Origin of the sequence: Niastella koreensis GR20-10, from assembly GCF_000246855.1 — a bacterium.
Classification (GTDB): domain Bacteria; phylum Bacteroidota; class Bacteroidia; order Chitinophagales; family Chitinophagaceae; genus Niastella; species Niastella koreensis.
Map to the genome: position 1 here is coordinate 8,129,196 of NC_016609.1, position 16,209 is coordinate 8,145,404.

At 44.0% G+C, this 16,209-nt stretch carries 19 protein-coding genes; 10 read left to right on the forward strand and 9 right to left on the reverse strand.

Annotation, left to right across the window (positions count from 1 at the left end):
- Positions 1-27: 27 nt before the first annotated feature.
- The 4 genes from NIAKO_RS32530 to NIAKO_RS39865 all read left to right on the forward strand — a co-directional run bounded on the left by NIAKO_RS32530 (position 28) and on the right by NIAKO_RS39865 (position 2,459).
- Entirely contained in the window at positions 28-1,410 is a 1,383-nt protein-coding gene (locus NIAKO_RS32530) for an aldehyde dehydrogenase (RefSeq protein WP_014222746.1), read from the forward strand.
- Positions 1,411-1,422: 12 nt separating this feature from the next.
- Complete coding sequence (locus NIAKO_RS32535; protein WP_014222747.1) at positions 1,423-2,019, forward strand: glutathione peroxidase; 597 nt, start codon at positions 1,423-1,425, stop codon at positions 2,017-2,019.
- Positions 2,020-2,103: 84 nt separating this feature from the next.
- Complete coding sequence (locus tag NIAKO_RS39655; protein WP_014222748.1) at positions 2,104-2,313, forward strand: four helix bundle protein; 210 nt, start codon at positions 2,104-2,106, stop codon at positions 2,311-2,313.
- A 20-nt stretch (positions 2,314-2,333) separates the two neighbouring features.
- Positions 2,334-2,459: a hypothetical protein gene (locus NIAKO_RS39865; protein ID WP_394365452.1), complete on the forward strand. Its 126-nt coding sequence runs from the start codon at positions 2,334-2,336 to the stop codon at positions 2,457-2,459.
- Between the two features lie 26 nt (positions 2,460-2,485).
- Here the strand turns inward: NIAKO_RS39865 and NIAKO_RS32545 are convergent, their stop codons facing one another.
- From NIAKO_RS32545 to dusB, 3 genes are read right to left on the reverse strand one after another with little or no spacing between them, the layout of a single operon-like run.
- Entirely contained in the window at positions 2,486-2,914 is a 429-nt protein-coding gene (locus tag NIAKO_RS32545) for a DUF4870 domain-containing protein (protein WP_014222749.1), read from the reverse strand.
- Positions 2,915-2,951: 37 nt separating this feature from the next.
- Positions 2,952-3,950 (reverse strand): M28 family peptidase, encoded by a 999-nt coding sequence (locus NIAKO_RS32550; RefSeq protein ID WP_014222750.1) that lies wholly within the window; start codon positions 3,948-3,950, stop codon positions 2,952-2,954.
- A gap of 24 nt (positions 3,951-3,974) precedes the next feature.
- A complete protein-coding gene (gene dusB, locus NIAKO_RS32555; RefSeq protein WP_014222751.1) occupies positions 3,975-5,015 on the reverse strand; it encodes a tRNA dihydrouridine synthase DusB in 1,041 nt (346 codons plus the stop codon).
- Positions 5,016-5,209: 194 nt separating this feature from the next.
- Between dusB and NIAKO_RS37415 the strand changes: the two genes are divergently transcribed.
- Genes NIAKO_RS37415 through NIAKO_RS32575 form a run of 4 tightly spaced genes read left to right on the forward strand, consistent with a single transcriptional unit; the run spans position 5,210 to position 8,270 of the window.
- Complete coding sequence (locus NIAKO_RS37415) at positions 5,210-6,013, forward strand: CPBP family intramembrane glutamic endopeptidase (protein ID WP_165761213.1); 804 nt, start codon at positions 5,210-5,212, stop codon at positions 6,011-6,013.
- Between the two features lie 18 nt (positions 6,014-6,031).
- Positions 6,032-6,928, forward strand: a complete 897-nt coding sequence (locus NIAKO_RS32565; protein ID WP_014222753.1) for a phosphatidate cytidylyltransferase — start codon at positions 6,032-6,034, stop codon at positions 6,926-6,928.
- Positions 6,925-7,560 (forward strand): M949_RS01915 family surface polysaccharide biosynthesis protein, encoded by a 636-nt coding sequence (locus tag NIAKO_RS32570; RefSeq protein WP_014222754.1) that lies wholly within the window; start codon positions 6,925-6,927, stop codon positions 7,558-7,560. Before NIAKO_RS32565 ends, NIAKO_RS32570 begins: the two co-directional genes overlap by 4 nt.
- A 53-nt stretch (positions 7,561-7,613) precedes the next feature.
- Entirely contained in the window at positions 7,614-8,270 is a 657-nt protein-coding gene (locus tag NIAKO_RS32575) for a phosphatidylserine decarboxylase family protein (protein WP_014222755.1), read from the forward strand.
- Positions 8,271-8,328: 58 nt separating this feature from the next.
- On the opposite strand, the gene NIAKO_RS32580 is transcribed toward NIAKO_RS32575, so the two are convergent.
- Positions 8,329-9,024 carry a YjjG family noncanonical pyrimidine nucleotidase gene (locus NIAKO_RS32580; protein WP_014222756.1) on the reverse strand — a complete coding sequence of 232 codons (696 nt, stop codon included), beginning with the start codon at positions 9,022-9,024 and terminating at the stop codon, positions 8,329-8,331.
- A 44-nt stretch (positions 9,025-9,068) separates the two neighbouring features.
- Between NIAKO_RS32580 and NIAKO_RS32585 the strand changes: the two genes are divergently transcribed.
- Together NIAKO_RS32585 and NIAKO_RS32590 are read left to right on the forward strand one after the other, a co-directional pair.
- Positions 9,069-9,770, forward strand: coding sequence for an SDR family oxidoreductase (locus tag NIAKO_RS32585; protein ID WP_014222757.1), 702 nt, complete (start codon positions 9,069-9,071; stop codon positions 9,768-9,770).
- Positions 9,771-9,905: 135 nt separating this feature from the next.
- Positions 9,906-11,771, forward strand: a complete 1,866-nt coding sequence (locus NIAKO_RS32590) for a BatD family protein (protein ID WP_014222758.1) — start codon at positions 9,906-9,908, stop codon at positions 11,769-11,771.
- A gap of 188 nt (positions 11,772-11,959) precedes the next feature.
- Here NIAKO_RS32590 and NIAKO_RS32595 read toward each other — a convergent pair whose 3' ends face one another.
- From NIAKO_RS32595 to NIAKO_RS32615, 5 genes are all read right to left on the reverse strand, one after another.
- Complete coding sequence (locus tag NIAKO_RS32595; protein WP_014222759.1) at positions 11,960-12,661, reverse strand: response regulator transcription factor; 702 nt, start codon at positions 12,659-12,661, stop codon at positions 11,960-11,962.
- Positions 12,651-13,643 (reverse strand): sensor histidine kinase, encoded by a 993-nt coding sequence (locus NIAKO_RS32600; protein WP_014222760.1) that lies wholly within the window; start codon positions 13,641-13,643, stop codon positions 12,651-12,653. The genes NIAKO_RS32595 and NIAKO_RS32600 overlap by 11 nt, the downstream gene beginning before the upstream one ends.
- A gap of 9 nt (positions 13,644-13,652) precedes the next feature.
- Positions 13,653-14,156, reverse strand: coding sequence for a gliding motility lipoprotein GldH (locus NIAKO_RS32605; RefSeq protein WP_014222761.1), 504 nt, complete (start codon positions 14,154-14,156; stop codon positions 13,653-13,655).
- A 157-nt stretch (positions 14,157-14,313) separates the two neighbouring features.
- Positions 14,314-15,189, reverse strand: a complete 876-nt coding sequence (locus NIAKO_RS32610; RefSeq protein WP_014222762.1) for a YicC/YloC family endoribonuclease — start codon at positions 15,187-15,189, stop codon at positions 14,314-14,316.
- A 143-nt stretch (positions 15,190-15,332) separates the two neighbouring features.
- Complete coding sequence (locus tag NIAKO_RS32615; RefSeq protein ID WP_014222763.1) at positions 15,333-15,917, reverse strand: pseudouridine synthase; 585 nt, start codon at positions 15,915-15,917, stop codon at positions 15,333-15,335.
- Between the last annotated feature and the right edge of the window lie 292 nt (positions 15,918-16,209).

Here is a 16,209-nt window from a genome sequence, read left to right on the forward strand (position 1 = left end):
TCATATTATTGGGTAAACAGTATGCATATGAACCCCGATTCACTGAAGCAACAATTGCAAACCATGCGAATTTTTTACGAAAGCGGCGCTACTCGAACGCTGGCATTTCGTAAGCAACAGTTACAACAATTAAAAGCAGCCGTTCAAGAATATGAACAATCGTTGTACGATGCGTTGTATAAAGACCTGAAAAGAAGTGCAGAGGAAAGCTGGGTTACAGAACTGGGCGTAGTAATGGCCGACATTAACATGGCATTGCGTAACCTTCGCCATTGGATGCAGCCTCAACGGGTACCTACCAATCTGGTTAACCTGCCTTCTGCCAGTTATATTATGCGGGAACCATTGGGCGTTGTACTTATTATCAGTCCGTGGAATTATCCTTTTCAATTATTGTTTGCACCATTGATAGGGGCTATTGCTGCAGGCAATTGTGTAGTGTTAAAACCATCGGAACTGGCGCCAGCCACGACCAATGTAATGGGTGATATTATCAGCAAAATATTCCCGCAGGAATACATTTTATATATGGAAGGCGATGGCGCGCAGGTAGTGCCAGCCCTGATGAACACCTTCCGGTTCAACCATGTGTTTTATACTGGCAGCACGGCTGTTGGTAAAAGCATTTATCAATTGGCTGCAGCACAATTGGTTCCGGTAACCCTGGAGCTGGGTGGTAAAAGTCCGTGTGTAGTGGAAAGCGATGCCGACATTCCGGTGGCGGCCCGGCGTATTGCCGTCACTAAATTTGCGAATGCGGGCCAAATGTGTATTGCGCCGGATTACATTCTGGTACATACTTCCAAAAAAAATGAACTGATCGCTGCGCTGAAGAAAACCATTGCTTCCTTTTATTCTGAAAACCCGGCTACAAGCTATAGCTATTGTAAGATCATCAATGAAAAGCAGTTTCAGCGTATTATTGGTTACTTAAGTCAGGGAACCATTGTACATGGCGGCCATTATGATATCAGCCAATTGTACATTGAGCCCACCATCCTGGAAAATGTATCACCGGATGCGCCCCTGATGAAAGAAGAAATTTTTGGTCCGTTTTTACCCGTACTCACGTTTAATACCCTCGAAGAAGCAAAAGCAGTTATTCAGAACAATCCTGATCCATTATCGTTTTATATTTACACCGCAGATACAAATAAAGAAAAAGAATGGTTGCAGTCGGTATCATTTGGTGGGGGCTGCGTTAATAATTCCGGCTGGCATTTTACCAATCACCATTTGCCATTTGGTGGCCGCGGCAACAGCGGCTTTGGCAAGTATCATGGCCAATACAGTTTTGAGGTGTTTAGTAATGCCAAGTCAGTAATGAAAACGCCCACCTGGTTTGATCCTGCAATCAAATACCCTCCATTTAAAGGAAGATTAAGACTGTTTAAATGGGTGGTGAAATAATTTACTATTATTATGACAGTTAAGCAACGGTTTTTACAACTTGTTTACCCATTGTGGATCGCCTTTACAAAAATGATGGGCCGCAATACGAAAGTGTTTACCAACTCCAAAAATATTCAGCCGGCTGAATCTATTTATACCTTGCAGGTGCCACTGAGTAATGGCAATACCCTGCCTTTGGACGCATATAAAGGAAAGAAAATAATGCTGGTGAATACTGCCAGTAATTGCGGGTATACCAATCAATATGACGAACTGCAAAAGCTGTATCAACAGTTTAACAATCAACTGGAGATCATTGCATTTCCCGCCAATGATTTTAAAGAACAGGAAAAGGGCAGCGATAGTGACATCGCACAGTTCTGCAAAATCAACTTTGGCGTTACCTTTCCCCTTGCCAAAAAAAGCATTGTGATTAAATCAAATGACCAGAACAGCATTTTCAAATGGCTAACCAACAAGACAAAGAATGGCTGGAATGAAAAGGCGCCTTCCTGGAATTTTTCGAAGTATCTGATTGATGAGAAAGGAGTGTTGACGCATTATTTTGATCCTTCGGTGTTGCCGTTAAGTGAAGCGGTGGTGAAAGCGATAGGCAATGAGAAATAAGAGGCCAGGCAAAAGGCAAAGGGTAGGCGCTAATAGGTACAGGCAATGGTTAGAGCATAATTCATTTATCAAAAAAACATGATTATGCTAAATCTCGATCACAAAAGGTTGAATGTATACGAATATGCCTTAAAGCTGGTTAAAGAAGTTTATAGCTTAACAAATTATTTTCCCGCGGACGAGCGTTTTGGGCTTGTCTCTCAGCTTCGACGGGCCGCAGTGTCACTGTGTAGTAATATAGCAGAATGCGCAGCTAAAAGCCAACTGCAGATAGCAGAAGGTTTTATGAAATAAGCCGTAGCTCCTGCGTTGAAATCGATACACAATTCGAATTAGCGATACTGTTGGATTTTGTCAAATCTGATCAATTAATAAATCTAAAAAAGTATCTTAACTCTGTATTCGGAATGATTTCAAAAATGATAGAAAACACTAAATAAAGTGGGCAACCTTTGCCCTTTGCCAGCTACTTAATAAACCTTATCGCAAAAGGGTACTTATACTCCTCCCCATTATTCGCCCTTACCCCAGCTATAATCGTGAATACTAGGCCAAGAATATTGATAACAGTGAAAACAACTCCACCGGCCATAAATCCACCAAAGAATGGGAGGGTGTGTCTGCCGATGCCAAAGGGAGTATGGGAGAAGGAGAAAAGAGAACCTCCCAGGTAGGCAAAAAAGCCAAGACCGGCAATTATATCGATGATTAATATGGTGAGTTGAAAATTTACTGCCGCTTTTCCATGTGGAATAATTTCCGGCAGTTCGTTCTTTTTTATTTGCCAAACAATCAATGGTCCTAATACATTCCCCAACCCGATAATAAAACCGGCAAGGGCGGATAAATGACAAAGCATTGACCAGGTACGAACGTCTTTTTCGCGGGGCTCCATAGTAAAGGTTATTTAAATGTAAGTTAAGAAAGAAACATCAATGCGCATAACCCTCCGAGGGATTATATGCCTCGTCTAACAGCGTAGTAACCGCCGTAATCATCGTGCACACCCGGTAATAAAAGCTTTTATTCACTTTGTCGAATGTATCACCGGGACGGTGGTAATCGGGATGGTCTTCTACACCGAAGTACAGATATGGAATATTTTTTTGATAAAAGGGGTAGTGATCCGATTGATTGGTCCAGTCCTCGGAGCCGGATTGTTGCCCATCGTGCCCATAGCGAATGAAAACGGGCGTAAATGGCTGAATACTGTCCACATACTTTTTCAACGAAGGATAATGATAAATACCGGTAGCAAAGATCTCGTTGCTGTCGTTACGGCTTACCATATCCATATTCACATCCACCATAATATTTGATAACGGGATGGGACAATTGACCACAAAATATTTTGACCCTAACAACCCTTTCTCTTCCCCATCAAATGCAACAAAGATCAATGAGTGTTTGGGCGGGTGTTGTTTAAAATATGCCATCATAGTTAGCAGGGCGGCGGTACCGGATGCATTGTCATCTGTGCCGTAATAGATATTCCCATTGCGCACTCCCAGGTGGTCGTAATGCGCGGTAATGGCGAGGTAATTATTTTCGTATTGACTGCCTTTGATAACGCCAATAACATTGGTGCCTTGCTGGTTATCGTGGCCAAAAGGAAAGGGTTGTAAATAGGATTCGCCGGTTTTGTTGATTTGGAGGGAATCAAAAATATGCACTATGTGCTCCCGCGCCAGTTGGTTACCGGGCGTGGCTATTTCCCGGCCGGCCATAGCAGCCGATGACAGGTAGGCGAGGTGATTGATAAGCGTGGCGCTGTCGATATTGAATAACACATTGGCCTTGCCGGCCTTGTTCTTTTTTGTTTCGGTGTGTGGCGGGCAACCAGTAAGCACAATGGCAACCGCAACAATGGTCAGTACCGCCATTGCCACCCTGGTTAATTTTTTTCCGGCGGAAATAATAAGGTTTAACATATATGTACAGTGTTATAATGCTGCTTATACGGCGCAGGCAGGAAACTGGTCATCCGATAAAGGAATAACCTGGCGTTCCAGTACAAGGCCGCTGAATTTTTCCTTCACCTCGTTCAGGATGCTATCCACTTCAGCCAATGTTTTTACTATTACCAGCCGGTTGCGGAATTCCTTTACATGCGACAGTCCTTTCAGGTAATTGGAATAGTGACGGCGCATTTCCAAAATACCCACGATCTCACCTTTCCATTCAACCGATTTATGGGCATGAGTACGGCAGATTTCTACCCGTTCTTCAATGGAGGGCAGGGGGAGCATTTCGCCGGTTTGCAAAAAGTGTTTTATTTCCCTGAAGATCCAGGGATAACCAATGGCTGCACGGCCAATCATAATGCCATCCACACCATAGCGGTTTTTATATTCGAGGGCTTTTTGCGGCGTGTCGATGTCGCCATTGCCAAAAATTGGGATTTGAATCCGGGGATTGTTTTTTACCGCAGCGATCAATGTCCAGTCGGCTTCGCCTTTATACAATTGGGCGCGGGTACGGCCGTGGATGGTAAGGGCTTTAATGCCAACATCCTGCAGGCGTTCGGCCACTTCTTCAATGTTTCGGCTGTTATCGTCCCAGCCAAGGCGGGTTTTCACTGTAACCGGTAAGGAAGTTGATTTTACCACAGCTGAAGTGAGGCGTACCATGGCGTCGATATCCTTTAAAACGGCGGCGCCGGCGCCTTTGCTTACTACTTTTTTTACGGGGCAGCCGAAATTAATATCTACCAGGTCGGGTTGAACCGTATCTACTATTTTGGCGCTCAGGGCCATAGCTTCTTCATCGCCGCCAAAGATCTGAATACCAAAAGGGCGTTCAAATTCGTTAAAATCGAGCTTTGCCCTGCTTTTGATGGCATCGCGGATCAATCCTTCACTGGAAATGAACTCGCTGTACATTAAATCGGCACCGTTTTGCTTGCAAACAAAACGGAATGGCGGGTCGCTAACATCCTCCATAGGAGCCAGGAGGAGAGGAAATTCGGGAAGTGTGATGTCAGCGATTCGTACCATGTTGATTTTGTTAGTTATCTTGCAGCTTTTGCAAGGTTTGCAAAGCTGCAAATTTACATCTTAATCTTTGTTTACACCAGCCTATGAGCCGTCATTTACGTATAAAATCACCCGGGTCGCAATTAGCAGTTTTGCTTGGCGTCTTTTGCGCGATGTTCCTTGCAGCAGGGGCTGCATCCCTGATTATTTACTCGATGAGTGGGATTGATTTTAGAAAAGGCCTCGACCTCACTAACCCACATATGGTAAATGTGATGAAATTAATACAGGCAGTTTCTTCGATCCTGTTATTCATAGTACCACCATTTTTTTTCGCACGGTTCACGTTCACAGGTAATTATGGGTATTTTTTAGGTTTCAGGAACGCTGAAAAAGCGAATATGTACATCCTGGCCATCCTGGGCATGTTAATGGCCATGCCGTTTGTAATATGGCTGGGGCATTTGAATGAAATGATCCCTTTGCCGGAGTCTTTAACCCGGATGGAAGAGGATACGGTTAAACAACTGACAGCCATACTTAAAGTAAAAAGTGTTTGGGACATTGTTTTGAATGTATTAATAATTGCCCTGTTGCCGGCTATTGGGGAAGAATTGTTTTTCAGGGGAGCATTGCAACGTATTGTGATACAATTAACCCGTAATCCCTGGGTGGGCATTGTATTAACAGCTGTTTTATTTTCGGCCTTACACCTTCAGTTCTCGGGCTTTTTGCCAAGGATGTTCCTGGGTATTGTATTGGGCGCCTTATACTGGTTCAGCGGTAGTATTTATACAAGCATGATAGCGCATTTTGCCAACAATGCCGTACAGGTGATCGCGGCCTCTTATGCGCCTGAGTATGTTGAAAAAAACCCGCAAACCCCTGTACTGGCGGCTGTTGCCAGTGGTATTGTAGTATGGGCCATACTTTGGTATTTTCAAAAACAATCTACCATTACTTATTCCAAAGTGTACGAAACAGACGAGCTTACTTCTACCAATCAATTCATAGCATAAAAATAAGTGCTTTCGCTTATGGCGCTCAATGTAAAAACATTTAAGACCAGATCGCTTACCGCAGCGGTGTTTGTAGTGGTAATGCTTACCGGACTGCTATGGAACCAGTGGAGCTTTTTTATATTGTTCTCTATTATTCATTTTGGCTGCTGGACAGAATACCAGAAACTGATTGGATTAATTGATCCCGATTATACTACCATTACCCCGTTTCATAAATATGGCGTGAAATTGGCAGGGTGGTGCATCATGTTATATTTTACCAGCGACCAGTTCGGTTTATTTGGTATACCGCTGCATGAGATAGGCTGGTTTCTTGGTTTATTGTGTTTATTCATACTGCCCATTGTAGAATTGTTATTCGCCAAAGAAATAAAACCAAAGAATATCGGTTATAGTGCACTTGGGTTACTCTATATTTCTTTAAGCTGGGGATTGATGATGAACCTGCGTTGTTCTTTTATTCCGCCCACTAAAGAAGGGGTGAATTTTTCAATGGATACCTGGGGCAAACTGATACCTATTGCACTCATTGTTTCCATCTGGATCAATGATACCATGGCATACATTGTTGGATCATTGATTGGGAAAACGCCTTTTTCAAAGATCTCGCCTAAGAAAACCTGGGAGGGTACAATTGGTGGCGCTATTTTATGTGTGGTGGTGATTGCGTTGCTGGGTTATTTTACGGCGCCTGCCAATGGCTATCGTGTAATTCACTGGATTGCCATTGCCGCTATTGCAGCGGTAGTAGGTACTGCAGGTGATTTGCTGGAAAGTAAGTTAAAGCGGGTAGCTAATGTGAAAGACAGCGGGCATATTATGCCCGGACATGGGGGGTTTTTAGACCGGTTTGATTCATTACTGCTGGCTATTCCCTTTGTTTGGTTATATATTCAACTGGCACTAAAATGAAATATCCTTTATTAATCAGTATCCTGTTCTGCACTTTATTTAGCTGTAAAGCTACACCCAGGGAAGCCCCTGTGCCCCTGCTTGAATTCAAGCCCGGCATGATTGATAAAAAATTATACAAAGGCAAGATAAAAGATGGCAAGCACTGGAAAGATAAACGGGGTGAAAACGTTGTAATTCTTACTCAAACCGGCATTTACTGGTCGAATGTATACGATGCCACCCGCGGTGCAAAAATATATGCATACCACTTCATAAAAACCGGGGAAGATTCGTTTAAGGAAGTCTGGAAAATAAGTGAAGTAGTGGAAGAATGCGCGTTTGAGGTAAAGTGCGACTTTTTCAGCAATTCCCTTTCCATTACTGACCTTGACGGAGATGGCATTGCAGAAGTAGGTTTTTTACTGTACAAAGGGTGCAAGCCTGAGGCAGGACCTGAAGAAAAGAAACTGGTGTTTTATGAAGGAAAAGAGCTGTACACCATAAAGGGAACTACTACTGTTGTAAAAGGCACGGAAAAACTGGGCGGCGAAAAAGTGGTAGAGAAAAGGTTTGAAGCCGCGCCTGAGGAATTCCTTGATTTTGCCAACAAGCAATGGAGCAGATTCGGCATTTCAAAGGCTGTTAAATAATTGTTATCCGTTATGCGGGACTATTTTGTAATTTTAACCCCTAAAATTTTTAAATGACCATCCATAAAGAAGGCTATAAGAGTATATTGATCAGCGCGATAATTTTTGCTGTTATTAACCTGGCATCGTTTCGTTTATTCAGTCCGTCACTGGCCTGGTTAACCTGGTTGATATTTGTACTTACTCTTGGCCTGGTGTTATTCATTATTTCTTTCTTCCGGGTGCCCAACCGCAAATTGACCCAGGGTAGTAACCTGGTTGTTGCACCTGCCGATGGTAAAGTGGTGGTTATTGAAGAAGTGTATGATGAAGAGTACTTTAAAGACAAAAGATTACAGGTTTCTATATTCATGAGCCCGGCCAATGTGCATCAGAACAGAACGCCCGTAGCCGGTGAAGTGGTGTACAATCAATACCATAAAGGTAAATTCCTGGTGGCCTGGCATCCCAAATCTTCTACAGAGAATGAGCGTCATTCTGTAGTGATCCGCTATGCAAAAGGCGAAGTGCTGGTAAAACAAATTGCCGGCGCCCTGGCCAAAAGAATTGTAAACTACCTGAGCGTTGGTCAAAAAGTAGATCAGTGCACGGAGATGGGTTTTATTAAATTCGGCAGCCGTGTAGATATGTTATTACCGCTGGGTACTAAAGTGAATGTGAAACTGCAGGAGGTGGTGAAAAACGGGGTAACTGTGATAGCTACTGTTTAGTCGTGAAACGTGAAATAATCCAGGGCGAGCTAATCACAAATAGCTCGCCTTTTTTATGCTAGAATATATTTTCTAATTCCTTTAGTGAATATACCGTATAGGTTGGTTTTATGGCTGGTTCAATGTTGAGGTGGTTTACATACACCTGGTCAATACCGGCATTGATGGCGCCCTGGATATCCGCTTCTATATTGTCACCGATCATGATGCTTTCGCCGGCTAAGGCTTTGGCTTTTTGAAAAGCGTAATCAAAGATCTCTTTGTTGGGTTTTACCAAACTGCTTCCTTCGGAAGTGATGACCTCTATAAAAAAGTTACTGATCCCTGAATACTTTAGTTTGCTGTGTTGGATTTGTTCAAAGCCGTTAGTGATCAAATGCAGCTTGTAGCCTTTATTGGTGAGATAGGTAAGTATTTCAACCGTATAGGGGAATAATAAAGTGCGGGTGGGCAACAGATCCAGAAAACGGGCGGCCATATCGCGGGCCAGTTTTTCTTCGCCTATTTTAAATTCGAGCAGGGTAAGCCACATCCTTTTCCAACGCAGGTCGTCCATTTTTATAAAGCCTTTACGAAAGCGGTCCCACAACTTTTCATTGTGCGCGGTATAATGTTCAAAAAAGCTCTCGAAACTGTGAACGCCTCTTGTTTGTAATTCGAAGGAAAGGTACAGTTCTTCGAGGGTTTGGCGGCTGTTGGCATCAAAATCCCAGAGTGTGTGGTCGAGGTCGAAAAAGATATGCCGGTACTTCATTCCGCAAGTTACAAAATATGTGTTTTGTAATTAATTTAGCAATTATGAATGTTGTAATTACCGGAGCTTCAAGAGGATTTGGCAAAGCCATTGCCCATGTATTTGCACAAAACGGGCACAATCTTGTTTTAACATCGCGCAATGAAGTGGCTTTATACAATGCCATGCAGGAATTTATGACTGTTTATCCTGCCATTACCGTAAAAGCCAAAGCCTTTGATATTTCCATAAAGGAGCAGGCGCAGGCTTTTGGCCAATGGGTATTGGGTTTGCAGCTGCCTGTAGATGTGTTGGTGAATAATGCCGGTCTGTTTGATCCCGGCAGTGTTTACAATGAACCCGATGGCACCCTGGAACATATGATGGCGGTGAATTTATACAGCGCTTACCATGTAACCCGGTCGGTAATAGATCAGATGATCGCTCAAAAAAGCGGTCACATCTTTAACATGTGTTCCATTGCTTCGTTCAAGGCCTATGCGAATGGCGGTGCTTACAGCATCAGCAAATATGCATTGGCCGGGTTTTCTACCAACCTGCGCGAAGAAATGAAGCCGTTTGGCATAAAAGTTACGGCTGTATATCCGGGTGCTGCCATGACCGACTCATGGGCCGGGAGCGGGGTTGATCCCAAACGAATTATGGAAGCCAGTGATATTGCGAAAATGATCTATACTGCATCACAGTTATCGCCGCAGGCCTGTGTGGAAGAAATTGTATTACGCCCACAATTGGGCGACTTATAATCAATAGCCAATTGGCAATTTGCAATTGAACTTATTACCATTTAACCTTGCCGATTGCCGATTGTCTATTGCCAATTGGTTTAACGCGCCTTTAACGCTAACATAATCACCAGTCTAAACCGGCAAAATTTATATTTGTTACAGGTAGTAAAGCCGAATCATAAAACGAAAAGCATCAGGAAATTTCTACATATCATTTTAGCGGGGCTGTTTTGCTGCATTTGCTGCGGGCCGTTGCTGGCGCAGGTGAAGTTTTATACTATTGTCAGTGAATCGCCCATTACTGCGCATCAGACCTTCCAGGTGCAATATGTTGTTGAGGGCGGCAATAGCATCAGGCAGTTTGTGGTGCCCAGGTTTAAAGATTTTGAAGTAGCTGAAATGTTCGATTACAGCACCAGCAGTTTTGGCCAGGGCCATGCGCTGGATACTTATTCCAAAATAATTGTATTGATAGCCTCTAGAAAGGGAAAGTTTACGGTTCCCGGCGCCAGTGCGATCATTAATGGAAAACAAATGCATTCCAATGCGGTGCCGATAGCTGTAAAGGCCGGCGTGCCGGGTATGAACAATATTAACCCCGATGACATCGATACGGAGGAAGAATCCCTGTTGCATCCGGGTGATGATATAAAGGATAAAATAGAAAAGAACCTGTTCCTGCGGGTAGAAACCAGTAAGAACAGCTGTTATGTTGGTGAGCCATTGATGGTGACTTATAAAGCCTATTCCCGCCTGAACGTTAACTCCCAGGTGGTAAAACGGCCTTCCCTAACCGGGTTTAGTGTTATGGAAATGGTGGATGCGTATGATGGCAAACCGGAGATCGAGAAACTGAATGGCCGCTCGTATTATACCAACCTGGTTCGTAAAGTTCAGTTGTTTCCCTTACAGGAAGGCAGTTATACGCTTGATCCCGCCGAAGTGGAGAGTGTTGTTCACTTTGTAAAAACGAATGAACCGGCCAATAAAAAGCGTACCCCTTCGCTGAATAACCTGAATGCCACGCCTATGTATCCCATGGCCGTGGACCACCGCACGGTTTTGCGCACGGCCCCTGTAACCATCACGGTAAAACCACTGCCAACCGCCAATCAGCCGGCTGATTTTTCAGGCGCCGTTGGGCAATTTAAGCTCACGGTTAAACCGCCGCCTGCTCCCATCCATACGGGCGACCTGGTAAAAATTCAGGTAACTGTAAGCGGTAGCGGCAACCTGTCGTTACTTACGCCACCGGTCATAAAATGGCCGCGGGGTGTTGATACGGCCGAACCTGCCGTGAAAGAGAACATCAATAAATATGTTTTCCCGTTAAGCGGGTCTAAAACATTTGAATATTCCTTTGCTGCACCCGATACCGGTGATTATGTAATTCCCGTGGCGCGCATGCCTTATTACGACCCGAAGGAAAAGAAATATAAAACGGCTGTCAGCGATTCCATTACCATGCATGTGGTACCGGGGGTAAAAAAAGTGGTTAATGACGCTGAGCTGGTAGTTAACCAGGGAACGGGCATTGACCCCAGGGTTTATTATTTCAGCCTGATCGTCCTGGCGATCATTGGTGCTATTGTTTACCAGGTGGTTTTTTTACGCAAATCGAAAAAGAAAGAAATAGCAGCGAAGGCTGTAGCGCCTGCTCCGGTGAAAGAAGCGCCTCCTGGGCCTGAACAAATAGTTACCGGTTTGTTGAAAAATGCAAAGCTGGCATTACAAGCGAATCAACCACCCATTTTTTACCGGGAAGTGCAACAGGCGCTTTGGCAAACTGTACGGGATACCTGGCAGGTATTGCCTTCAAAGTTGAATAAGTACCACACAACTCAATTGCTGGCCGACAAAGGCGTGCCCGCCGAAACCATCCGCAACTTTTCGGCTGTGCTCGATGAATGCGAATGGGCATTGTATACCCCCGATCAATCCATTAATAGTATGGAAGCGCTGCTGGAGAAGGCTGAGGGGTTGTTGAAAGAACTAATGGAGATGAGTCGGCAATCGTGAATCGGCAATGAGTAATGTCGTGAAACGGCAAACGGCTCGCTACGATGAAACATACTTCACTATTTTCATTTCCCACTCCATTTCAACCTTCGCCCTTTATCAACGCTATCAACCACATTCTTCTTACCGAAACGCCTCACTTTAAACCCTTGTCAACATGTTAATTTGTTAACCCGTCAACCCGTCAACTACTCCGTGTACTTATAACCAACTCCACGTACAGAATGAAAATAACGGGGATTACGGCTATCGCTCTCAAAATATTTACGAAAGTTCAATATGAAGTTATCGATGGTGCGGGTAGTGGGATACACGTTGTAGCCCCAAACTGTTTGCAGGATCTTTTCCCTTGGCACCACATCGTTCTTGTTTTCGAATAACAGCTTCAGCAGCATAGCTTCTTTTTTACTGAGCTGAATGCGTTGTCCTTCCTTTGTAAGCGCTTCCTGGGCATTAAAATCAATAGTATGGCCACCGAACTGATAGGTATCGCCTACGGTGTCCTTATCCTGCATCTTTTTGTTCTTGTCGATGAGTTTTTGTACCCGCAATAACAGCTCTTCGAGGTTGAAAGGCTTGGTGAGATAGTCATCGGCGCCTTTTTTCAAACCCAGAACGCGGTCGGAGCTGGTGTTCTTGGCGCTGAGGATAAGAATGGGTACGTGGTTATTTTGCACGCGAACGGTTTCGGTTATGTTAATGCCGTCTACATCGGGCAGCATTACATCGAGTATGATGAGGTCGAAATATTCGCTCTGGATCTTTTGCAGGGCTTCACTACCTGTATAGGCAGAAGTAATTTCATACTGTTCCAGTTCCAGGTTCAGCTTTAATGCTTCATGCAGGTTTTCTTCGTCTTCAACCAGTAATATGGATGGTTTATTGCTCATGGGCGTGTTTTGCGGTAAAACTTACCATAAAATTACTGCCTCTGGGTGTATTATCAGTCACCCTGATGTGTCCGTGGTGATCTTCTACAATCTTTTTACAAAGGTAAAGCCCCAAACCGGTGCCTTTGGTGGTGCGGGTGGTTTCATTACCTATGCGGTAAAACTTTTCAAACACCCGTTTCTTTTCATCATCGGGTATACCGGCGCCTTCATCGAGTACCTGGAACAGGATGGTGCGGTTCTTTTGCGTGAGTTTACAGGTAATAATGCCTTCTTTGGGCGAATATTTGATGGCATTCTCAATCAGGTTGTTTACCAGAATCTGTAACAGTAAGGCGTCACCGTCCATATCTATCTCCGGTTCTATTTCGCTGTGAAATTGCCGGTCGGGAAAGCGGTTGCGAAAGTCGTTAATGGCTGTTTTTACCAGGTCACTCAGTTCCAGTTCTTCTTTGGTGATGCGGTAACGGCCGCCTTCGAGCTGCGATGATACCAGGATATTGCTGGCCAGGGTATTCAGCCGGTTGGTTTCCTGCAGGGTGGCCTGCAGCATTTTTTGTTTCTTTTCTTCGGGCAGGGAATATTTCAGCAGGGTCTCCAGGTTCAGCTTGGCAATAGCGATGGGTGTTTTTAACTCATGCGTTATGGCCATCATAAAGTTTTCCTGCTGGTTTTGTAAACGGATCTGGCGGCGTACGGCCTGGTAAACAAAAATGGACGCAGTTAAAATAACTATGAGGAAAATACCGCCTTCGCCAAGGTATTGAATGTCTTTAAGATGCCGGGCTTCAACAATGGCCTGGTATTTTGTTTGAAAAGCGGGATCGTCCATTTTCAACTCGCTGAGCTTGTAGGCCGCCGTTTGGTGATTTTGTTTTTCGAGGGCAATAAACCACCAGATCAATGCCGCTACTATATAAAACAGCAATAACCAGTATACAATACTGGCAACTGCCAGTCGCTTTTTTGTAAATACGTCCATGAGAACAACTTATAAATCCTGTTGAGCTTTTTGAAGCCGGATGCCAACGTTCATTACGTTCTTCAGAGGGTCTTCCCGCATAATGTTTTCCAGTTTGAAACGATAAGTACCTGCGCTCAGGTGTTCGGGATTCTGTGGCGGGGTGATCTGGATACGGTGTTCGTAAATATCATCCATTCCACTGCCCAGCCAGCCTTTGTTATCGGTAGCCAGTTGCAGGTTCAGGGGCTGGTTGTTCACCGCACCGCCGGGAGATTCGGTATGGATGTTGAGCCAGATGTTTTTATAGCGATAAGCATCTGTATGCCTGATAACGATAAAAATATTATACCGGCTTATGGTATCCTCGGGTTGTATAGTGAAGGTTATTTCGGGCTTGTAGTTGCTGCTCCAGGATTGCTGGGGGATGGTGACGTTTTTTTCAAACACATCTACCTTATCACAAGCGGGAAGCAGGAAGCAGGAAGTAAGAAGTACGAAGTACGAGATATAATTTAGGATACTTTTGTTCAAGGTATTTTTTTAGGCAAATATAACAGTTTATGGTTACCGGTTTCCAGTTCCCGGTTACCGGGAGATCAACGATTGGGTATCCCGGGATCTGGTAACCGGCAACCGGTAACAAGCCGCTTATTTCGCGTATTATTCATACACTTCCATTGCAACTTCTTTATAACACATTCAGTACTTGTTCTTTCGCTTTTTCCAGCTCGTCTTTCATGAGCACCACACATTTCTGAATAGTGGAGTCATAGGCTTTGGCGCCGGTGGTATTTATTTCACGGCCTATTTCCTGCAGCACAAACGACAGCTTTTTACCTTTACTTTCTTCGGGCTCGCTCAGGATGGTTTTAAAATATTCGCAATGGGTTTTCAGGCGTACCTGTTCTTCGCTAAGGTCTATTTTTTCAATGTAGTAGATCAGTTCCTGCTCCAGGCGGTTGGGATCGTAGTTTTCTTTCCCCACATTGTCTTCCAGCACCTTGGTCAATCCTTCCCTGATCTTTGTTTTACGTAAAGGTTCCAGGGTAGCAATGATGTCCTGTTGTTTTTGAATATTGCTTATGCGCAACAGCAGGTCGGCTTCCATTATTTTACCTTCTTCCATGCGGTGGGTGGTAAGATTGGCCATGGCGGCTTCAATTACCTTTTGAAATTGTGCCCACTCATTATCGGTTAGGGTATCACCGGTAGGCGTGATCACTTCGGGTAATTTAATGAGGGTGCTTAAGATATGAGAGGGATCGAGGTTCAATGCGTGCGATAACTCGGCAATGGGTTTATAATAGGCTTTAGCCAGGTCGGTATTTATGCTTACGGGTTTGGCGGCGCCGCTTTCCTTCAGGCTGACGGTACAGTCGATGGTGCCTCTTCCGAGATTTTTTGATAACAACGTTCGGATATCAAACTCAAAAGGCTTCAGGAAAGCCGGGATCTTTAAGGAGAGTTCAAATTGTTTTCCATTCAGTGATTTAATATCAACCAGGAAGGTTTTATCTCCCACGGTTTGTTCACTTCTTCCAAAGCCGGTCATTGATTTCAGCATAACGTACCTTTTTTTAGCAAGGTAATGAAATAAAGGCACAAGCTACAAGGCGCAAGCCTCAAGCCCTGAAATTCGGGGTTTCGCATAAAACTCAGACTTTCTGAGTTTAAATTCCCTGTGCCTTGAATGTTTAGTCTTGTGCCTTACCGGAATAGGTGAGTATAGATATCATTTTTATTCATTTCACGCATTTCGCCGGGTAACAAACCGTCTAAGGTGATGCGTTCAATGCGATAACGGATGAGCCGAAGGGTAGGAAAGCCGGTTTGGGCTGTCATTTTTCGTACCTGGCGGTTCTTTCCTTCGGTTAATACCAGTTTAACCCAACTGGTTGGGATGTCTTTTCGATAACGGATGGGTGGATTGCGTTCGGGTACCGGCGGTGTGTTAGCAAAACGCGTTGCTTTGCATGGCCTGGTGCGGTATTTTGACCCGTTAATGGTTATGGTAACGCCGGTTTGTAGTTGTTGTATTGCTTTATCATGTATCTCGCCATCAACCTGTACCCAATATTCCCGTTCGTGTGCAAAGGAAGGATTCAACAGGCGATGATTTAACGAAGTATCATTGGTTAGGATCAATATTCCTTCACTGTCATAATCTAACCGGCCAACAGGATATACATCTGCCGGTACATTGAAGAATGTTTTCAATGTATGTTTCCCTTCTTCAGAAGAGAATTGTGATAATACCTGGAATGGTTTGTAAATGATAAAATAGCGATGCATACAAATGAAAATCTCCCGGTGAACCGGGAGATTTATTATATGGATGGGTTAGTAAGTACCGGGAAATAAATTTCCCTCCACAATATTAAAAATAATTTTTTCTATCTAAAAAAATATTCTAATAAATTTTATTCACATTTTTTTTATGTTATGGGGAAAAGCGATGGCTTATTTCATCGTTATGTGCAATGCGGAACCTGTTTTTATCTCCACCTTATGATAAACGCTTACTTGTTTTTATTTTTTTCATCTGCTGAAACATGCGCTGGCGTTGAGTTGTACGTTATGTGGT